This is a genomic window from Streptomyces sp. NPDC047028 (assembly GCF_040644095.1).
GTDB lineage: Bacteria > Actinomycetota > Actinomycetes > Streptomycetales > Streptomycetaceae > Streptomyces.
In genome coordinates, this window is the sequence record NZ_JBEYVS010000009.1 from 122215 (window position 1) to 128747 (window position 6533).

At 71.7% G+C, this 6533-nt stretch carries 4 protein-coding genes; 2 read left to right on the forward strand and 2 right to left on the reverse strand.

The features are described 5' to 3' along the window. Positions 1 to 63: 63 nt before the first annotated feature. Both ABZ854_RS11150 and ABZ854_RS11155 read left to right on the forward strand, forming a co-directional pair. Positions 64 to 747, forward strand: coding sequence for a hypothetical protein (locus ABZ854_RS11150; RefSeq protein ID WP_361207677.1), 684 nt, complete (start codon positions 64 to 66; stop codon positions 745 to 747). Positions 748 to 843: 96 nt separating this feature from the next. Then, positions 844 to 1563 (forward strand): hypothetical protein, encoded by a 720-nt coding sequence (locus ABZ854_RS11155; RefSeq protein WP_361207680.1) that lies wholly within the window; start codon positions 844 to 846, stop codon positions 1561 to 1563. A gap of 84 nt (positions 1564 to 1647) precedes the next feature. Here the strand turns inward: ABZ854_RS11155 and ABZ854_RS11160 are convergent, their stop codons facing one another. Next, positions 1648 to 2370, reverse strand: a complete 723-nt coding sequence (locus ABZ854_RS11160) for an HNH endonuclease family protein (RefSeq protein WP_361207683.1) — start codon at positions 2368 to 2370, stop codon at positions 1648 to 1650. 147 nt (positions 2371 to 2517) lie between these two features. Continuing rightward, positions 2518 to 6051, reverse strand: a complete 3534-nt coding sequence (gene mfd / locus ABZ854_RS11165) for a transcription-repair coupling factor (RefSeq protein WP_361207686.1) — start codon at positions 6049 to 6051, stop codon at positions 2518 to 2520. Between the last annotated feature and the right edge of the window lie 482 nt (positions 6052 to 6533).

A 6533-nucleotide genomic window follows, 5' to 3' on the forward strand; every position in this document is an offset into this window, starting at 1 on the left:
TTGACCCAGCGAACGAGCGACCATCCGGAGGGGGCGGTCGCCGCTTTGGGGAGGGGTTCCGTCATGGGCATGAAGGGCAAGATCGCGCTGGGCGCCGTCGCCGGGATCGTCGTCATCGGGGTCGTCTCGGCGAACTCCGGGAGCGACGGCAAGGACGGCGGCGACAAGGGTCCCTCGGCCTCCGCCGCGCACCAGCCCGGCGCGAAGAACGGCTCGAAGAGCTCCGGCGGCGCCAAGGAGAAGAAGAAGGCCGCCTTCGACGGGGACGGCAACTTCGTCGTCGGCTCCGACATCAAGCCCGGCACCTACCGCACGAGCGGCAACACCGACGGCATGTGCTACTGGGAGCGGGCCAAGGACGCCGAGCACAAGATGGACTCGATCCTCGCCAACGACAACGTGACCGGCACCAGCTACGTGACGATCAAGGCCTCCGACAAGCTGTTCAAGTCCAGCGGCTGCTCGGACTGGGAGGCCGTCGACCCGAAGGCGAAGGGCTCCCCCGCCACCTCCATGGACGGCGACGGCGGCATGTTCAAGGTCGGCACGGACATCGCCCCGGGCACCTACAAGTCCACCGGCAACGCCGACGACTCCTGCTACTGGGAGCGCGCCAAGGACGCCGCGCACGGACTGAACTCGATCATCGCGAACGACAACGTGACCGGCTCGGCCGTCGTCACCATCCGTTCCTCGGACGCCTACTTCAAGACGACCGGCTGCGGCGACTGGAAGAAGACGGCCTGACGGACACGTCTCCCCACCCGCTCACCCCCCCACACCGCTCACCCCCGCACCTCCGTACCACTTCACCCCCGTACAACTCACACTCGAAGGACCGTCATGCGTCTGTCCCCCCGTGTCGCCACACTGTTCGCCGTCGCGGCGCTTCCGCTGGCCCTCACCGCCTGTTCCCCGGGTTCGTCCCACGACGACGGGGGCGCGAGCGCCAAGCCGGCCAAGGCGGCGGACCCGAACGCCGGACTCGCCACCGGTACGCGTCTGAAGACGGCACTGGCACCCGCGTCGGCGATGCCGGCCGGGCTCACCCTGGAGGCGGACGGTTCCTCGGACAGCGGCGGCACCTTCCTCGACCCGTCGGCCAGGAAGACCGGCAAGCCGGACTGCGGCAGGCTCGAGACCACCTCCTGGATCCAGGTGAGCGGTTTCAAGGGAGGTGTGTCGTTCGCGCAGAACGACTACGCGAACAAGGACCAGACCTCGCTGGTGGCCCAGGAGATCGACGCCTTCCGGGGCACCACGGCCGCCACGGTGATGAAGGACCTGCGGGCGGTGGCCGCCGAGTGCGCCACGTACACGAACACCGACGACCACGCCCAGGTGAAGGTCACCGGCGCGGCCACCGGCGGTCTCGGTGACGAGGCCTACACGATGACGCTGACGAGCAGCCACTGGCAGGACGGCCAGACGCTGATCGCGGCCCGCTCCGGCAAGTCCGTCGTCACGGTGCTGTCCACGGCCGGCGGGAACAACGGCGCCGCCGCCGCGAAGAAGGTGACGACCGAGGTCCTCGCCTCCCTCAAGGGCCTCAAGGCCGCCTGATCCACCGGGTGTTGACCCGGGTAGCACCGGGCCGGCCGGGGGGACGCGCACAGGCGCGGACCCCCGGCCGGCCCCGACGTCCGCTCAGCGGGCGTGGAAACGTTCCGGCGCCTTGGTCGGGTTGCCCCCGGTGGGGAGCCTCTGCTGCGGGCAGGCGGCGAGGATCTTCTTCATCGCGGCCTTCTCTGCGCCGGTGACCCACAGGCCGTACTTCTTCTTCACCGCGACCTGGTCGGCCACATAGGTGCAGCGGTACGCCTTGTTGGGCGGGAGCCAGGTGGCCGCGTCACCGTCCCCCTTGCCGCGGTTGGTGCTCGCGTCGACCGCGATGAGATTCAGCGGATCGTTGGCCAGGGCTATCCGCTTGCTCGCGTCCCAGTACTTGGCGCCCTTCTGCCAGGCGTCCGAGAGGGGGACGACATGGTCGATGTCGACCTGACTGCGGCCGCGCCGGTAGGTGATGTCCTTGCCGGAGTAGGGATCAGGGCGCAGCAGGCCGTAGGAGACCTTGCAGCCGCCCCCGGCGAAACGCACGTCCGTCAGGTCCCGTTTGAGGATGTCGTCGCGCGTGTCGCAGGAATTGGAGTCGGTGTCCGCCCAGGCCGTGCCGAAGCGTTCCCGGGTGTAGCCGGTCTTGGGCGCACGGCCCTTGACGGTGAGTGAGTCGACGGCGGACAGGACCGCGCCACCGCCACCGCCACCGGTCTTCTCCGGGCCCGCGGCCCCCGTGTCCTGCCCCGGCTTGCAGCCGGCCACCGCGGCCAGTACGACCACGGCGGCGACGGCCCCGCCCCTCAGACGCGCCACGGTACGTCCCCCTCCCTCGCCCTGCCCGCCCGTCGCACCGGGGCGGAATCGTTCCCTCCTTACGGTAGCGGCGTCCGCCCGGTGCGGGTCGGCGGGTTGGGCGACGGGGGTGGCGGGCGAAGGTCCCCCCGAAGGGGTACCCGGTGGCTACGACCCCAGGATCGAGGCCAGGAACTCGCCGACCCAGCCGAGCAGTTCGCGGCCGACCAGCGGTTTGCCGCCCACCTTCGCGGTCTTCGGGCGGGGGACGAGGACCTGGTGTGCGGCGGGCTTGATGACGGTGCCGGGGTAGAGGCGCTTGAGGCGCAGTTCCTGGGACTCGCGCAGTTCCACCGGCGCGAAGCGGATGTTGGTGCCCTGGAGCACGATCTCGCCGACCCCGCAGGCGCGGGCGAGCATCCGCAGTCCCGCGACCAGCAGCAGGTTCTCCACCGGCTCGGGCAACTTGCCGTAGCGGTCGGTGAGTTCCTCGCGGACGGCCTTGATGTCCTCCTCGGAGTTGGCGGAGGCGATGGCCCGGTAGGCCTGGAGGCGCAGCCGCTCGCCGGGCGCGTAGTCGTGCGGGACGTGCGCGTCGACGGGCAGCTCGATCTTGACCTCCAGCGGGGCCTCCTCCTCGATCTCGCCGGTCTCCAGCTGGCGGCGGTAGTCGGCGACGGCCTCGCCGACCATGCGGACGTACAGGTCGAAGCCGACGCCCGCGATGTGCCCGGACTGCTCGCCGCCGAGCAGGTTTCCGGCGCCGCGGATCTCCAGGTCCTTCATGGCGACGTACATGCCCGCGCCCATCTCGGTGTGCTGGGCGATGGTGGCGAGGCGTTCGTGCGCGGTCTCGGTGAGGGGCTTCTCCGGGGGGTAGAGGAAGTAGGCGTAGCCGCGTTCGCGGCCGCGGCCGACGCGGCCGCGCAGCTGGTGCAGCTGGGAGAGGCCGAAGTTGTCGCCACGCTCCACGATGAGGGTGTTGGCGTTGGAGATGTCGATGCCGGACTCGACGATCGTCGTGGAGACGAGCACGTCGAACTTCTTCTCCCAGAAGTCGACGACGACCTGTTCCAGCGCCGACTCCGACATCTGGCCGTGGGCGGTGGCGATGCGGGCCTCGGGGACGATGTCGCGCAGGCGGGCGGCGGCGCGGTCGATGGACTCGACCCGGTTGTGGATGTAGAAGACCTGGCCCTCGCGCAGCAGTTCGCGGCGGACGGCGGCACCGATCTGCTTCTCCTCGTACGGCCCGACGAAGGTGAGCACCGGGTGCCGCTCCTCCGGCGGGGTGGTGATGGTGGACATCTCGCGGATGCCGGTGACCGCCATCTCCAGGGTGCGCGGGATCGGGGTGGCGGACATCGTCAGGACGTCGACGTTGGCGCGGAGCTTCTTCAGCTGCTCCTTGTGCTCGACGCCGAAGCGCTGCTCCTCGTCGACGATGACCAGGCCGAGGTCCTTGAACCTGGTCTCGGAGGAGAACAGCCGGTGGGTGCCGATGACGACGTCGACGGAGCCCTCCTTCAGCCCCTCCAGGACGGCCTTCGCCTCGGTGTCGGTCTGGAAGCGGGACAGGGCGCGCACGTTCACCGGGAACTGGCCGTAGCGCTCGGAGAACGTGCCGAAGTGCTGCTGCACCAGCAGGGTGGTGGGGACGAGGACGGCGACCTGCTTGCCGTCCTGTACGGCCTTGAACGCGGCCCGCACGGCGATCTCGGTCTTGCCGTAGCCGACGTCGCCGCAGATCAGGCGGTCCATCGGGACCGACTTCTCCATGTCGTCCTTGACCTCGGCGATGGTGGTCAGCTGGTCGGGGGTCTCGGCGTAGGGGAACGCGTCCTCCAGCTCGCGCTGCCAGGGCGTGTCGGCGCCGAAGGCGTGCCCGGGGGCGGCCATGCGGGCCGAGTACAGCTTGATCAGGTCGGCGGCGATCTCCTTGACGGCCTTCTTCGCGCGGGCCTTGGTCTTCGTCCAGTCGGCGCCGCCGAGCCGGTGCAGGGTGGGTGCCTCGCCGCCGACGTACTTGGTGATCTGCTCCAGCTGGTCGGTGGGGATGTAGAGGCGGTCGCCGGGCTGGCCGCGCTTGGCGGGGGCGTACTCCACGACCAGGTACTCGCGGGTGGCGCCCTGGACGGTGCGCTGCACCATCTCGATGTAACGGCCGACGCCGTGCTGTTCGTGGACGATGTAGTCGCCCGCTTCGAGGGTGAGCGGGTCGATGGTCTTGCGGCGGCGGGCCGGCATGCGGGCGCCGTCGCGGCCGGCGGTCTTCTGCCCGGTCAGGTCGGTCTCGGTGAGGACGGCGAGCTTCAGGGCGGGGTCGACGAAGCCGTACTCGATGCAGCCGCAGGCCACGTGGACGACGGACGGGGTCGGCTCGTCCAGGTCGATGGTGAGGCGGGCGGGGATGCCCTCGCCGCCGAGGACCTCGACGGTGCGGGCGGCCGGGCCGTGGCCCTCGGTGACGAAGACGGTGCGCCAGCCGTCGGCGAGCCAGCCCTTGGTGTCGGCGAGGGCCTTGGCGGTGTCGCCGCGGTAGGTCTCGGGGGCGTGCATGCCGAGTTTGAGGGTGTCCCCGTCGAGTTCCTCGTCGGCGGCGAACGGGGAGACGGACCACCACAGCATGTCCAGCTCGCGCGCGCGGGCGCGGACGTCGGCGATGGACCACAGGGAGGCCGCGCCGACGTCGATCGGCGCCTCGCCACCGCCCGCGGTGGCGGCCCAGGACGCCTGGAGGAACTCCTGGGAGGTCGCCACCAGGTCGGTGGCGCGGGTGCGCACCCGCTCCGGGTCGCACACGACGGCCATGGCGCCCTTGGGCAGCACGTCGAGCAGCAGCTCCATGTCGTCGACGAGGACGGGGGCGAGGGACTCCATGCCCTCGACGGCGATGCCCTCGGCGATCTTGCCGAGCAGTTCGCCCAGCTCGGGGTGCTGTTCGGCGAGGGCGCGCGCGCGGGCGCGGACGTCGTCCGTCAGCAGCAGCTCGCGGCAGGGCGGGGCCCACACGCCGTGTTCGGCGACCTCCAGGGAGCGCTGGTCGGCGACCTTGAAGTAGCGGATCTCCTCGACGTCGTCGCCCCAGAACTCGATGCGCAGGGGGTGTTCCTCGGTGGGCGGGAACACGTCCAGGATGCCGCCGCGTACGGCGAACTCGCCGCGCTTCTCGACGAGCTCCACGCGCGCGTAGGCGGCGGCCGCGAGGGCCTCGACGATCTCGTTCAGGTCGGCGGTCTGGCCGGTGCGCAGGGCGACCGGTTCCAGGTCGCCGAGGCCCTTGACCTGCGGCTGGAGCACCGATCGTACGGGCGCTACGACGACGGAGACCGGGCCGGTCTCGGGGTCGTCGGGGCGGGGGTGGGCGAGGCGGCGCAGGACGGCGAGGCGGCGGCCGACGGTGTCGCTGCGCGGGCTGAGCCGCTCGTGCGGCAGCGTCTCCCAGGAGGGGTACTCCGCGACGCCCTCCGGGGGGAGCAGCGTGCGCAGGGCGGCCGCCAGGTCCTCGGCCTCGCGGCCGGTCGCGGTGACGGCGAGGACCGGGCGGCCGGAGTCGCGGGCGAGGGCGGCGATGGCGAGGGGGCGGGCGGCGGGGGGGCCTACGAGGTCGACGTGCGTGCGGTTGCCGTCCGCGGCGGCCTTGATCGCCTCCGCGAGGGTGGGGTCCTTGAGGACGACGTCCAGTAGACCATGCAGGCTCATGAGGGGTTATTCCGTCCGGGGGGCGCGGGGTGGGCAACGCGAGTGCCCCGACGCGAGGGGCGGCCGGGGGGTGTCCAGCGTACGACTCCGTCGGGTTCGGTGTCGGGGGCTGTGGATAACTCCGGGGTGTGTGCGGCGGCCGGGGCTGCGGTGGCCGTGCCAGGTCCTCGCCCGCCCATCCGCCCGACTCGGCCCGCTGAAACGTGGCCGCCACCGGGGCTCCGCCCCCGGACCCCCGACCTCGCCCACCCACCACCGACGCGGTGGGTCCAGCAGTGACCCGCCGGGGTGGGGGCTCGGTGGGTCGAACAGTGGCCCGCAGGGGGGCGGGGCTCCGTGGGCCGAGAAGGAGCCCAGGCCGGGCGGGGCTCGGGGGGGGCGAGAAGTGACCCGCCGGGGTGGGGGCTCGGTGGGTCGAACAGTGGCCCGCAGGGGGGCGGGGCTCCGTGGGCCGAGAAGGAGCCCAGGCCGGGCGGGGCTCG

Excerpts from the sequence above, each read along its gene's own strand:
- ABZ854_RS11150 (WP_361207677.1), top strand. The coding sequence starts at position 64 with ATGGGCATGAAGGGCAAGATCGCGCTGGGCGCCGTCGCCGGGATCGTC.
- ABZ854_RS11155 (WP_361207680.1), top strand. The coding sequence starts at position 844 with ATGCGTCTGTCCCCCCGTGTCGCCACACTGTTCGCCGTCGCGGCGCTT.
- mfd (WP_361207686.1), bottom strand. The coding sequence starts at position 6,051 with ATGAGCCTGCATGGTCTACTGGACGTCGTCCTCAAGGACCCCACCCTC.